The following is a 1,221-nucleotide window of genomic DNA, read 5'->3' on the forward strand; positions in this document are numbered from 1 at the left end:
AAAAAATATATTCAATTTTTGAATTATATTTTAAAGAGCGTAGGATTAGTAATATTAATGAATTAAATGAAGAATTATATTATATATCACTTTATATAAGTGTGAGCAATCTTAATGTATCGGAAAACGATAATGAATCAGAGTGGGGAAGTCTGGCAAATATTAAATCTGACATAACAGGTAAAAAACTTATTATATTTTTACAAATGCTATCTGATAATTTTCCAGCCAAAAATCTAACATATTGGTTTTTTAATGATATTTACTCTAAGAATCAAGATAAATATATACTAGGAATAGTCAAAAATGTTAATGTATATAGAAAAATAGAAAAGAGAAGAGAGTGGATTTTTAAATTTGACTTCAATAGAAACAATAATACTTTAGATATTATTTTTGAGATTGGAAACGGATATAAAACCATAGTTGAAAACTTAGATAAACTAGTCAAATCTAATAAATATGATGTAATTAGTAAAAGGCTAGAAATAGATGAAGAAACTACATCTGAAGAACTTGATAAAATTAAAGAAGATTTGATTAGTATATTGAATTCATTAGATCTTTATGAAAGAAACTTAAGTTCACAATCAGTGGAGGAAGCTGCAGCTTCAGAGAGTTTAGAATAAAGAACAATCAGGTAGATATATAAGTTGGTTTATAAATCTACCTGATCAAAATTTATCAAAAATAATTAAATGAGTTTATTGGAAGGTTTCGGTAAAACTATCAATATACTCAAAAGTTACTTCTTTGCTTAAAGAAATTTCAATAAAATTATTAAAGATTTTTCTTTTCTAATAGTATAAATAACATGAGAAGGTCCCCCAATCGTACAAGCATAACCAAAAGAAATAACAACATCATTACCTAGTCTTTCGATAAGCATTTCATGTATAATTCCAGGTAGCGCTACAGGTATTACGATAGAAGAATAAATTAATGCATACAAATACAGGAGTTATAGGAATTATGAAAATAGGTAAAACACAATTTACGAAATCAATGATAACTCAAATTCATAGAGAAGCTAAGCATAATGTGGAGGGTAAGAATGTTGGGATATTAATAGTAAATTTTTATTATAAATCAACATTGACTATATGGATAACTATAATAGATCAAAACAGGACTGACGTGATATACTAAAGTTGTAACACTGGTTTCGTAGAATCTAGTATAATAAGATTTAAGAAAGTGGTGTTATAAATGGCAAATAAG

Annotated in this window: 2 protein-coding genes; both read left to right on the plus strand. The window is 26.0% G+C overall.

What is annotated here, in order from left to right:
• Positions 1 to 629 (plus strand): hypothetical protein (locus P8V03_RS18980; protein WP_318799372.1); only part of this gene is annotated, 629 nt, incomplete at its 5' end.
• A gap of 343 nt (positions 630 to 972) precedes the next feature.
• Positions 973 to 1,149 carry a hypothetical protein gene (locus tag P8V03_RS18985; protein ID WP_318799374.1) on the plus strand — a complete coding sequence of 59 codons (177 nt, stop codon included), beginning with the start codon at positions 973 to 975 and terminating at the stop codon, positions 1,147 to 1,149.
• Positions 1,150 to 1,221: the final 72 nt, after the last annotated feature.

Source organism: Clostridium tanneri, assembly GCF_033659955.1.
GTDB lineage: Bacteria > Bacillota > Clostridia > Clostridiales > Clostridiaceae > Clostridium_AM > Clostridium_AM tanneri.

Excerpts from the sequence above, each read along its gene's own strand:
- P8V03_RS18985 (WP_318799374.1), top strand. The coding sequence starts at position 973 with ATGAAAATAGGTAAAACACAATTTACGAAATCAATGATAACTCAAATT.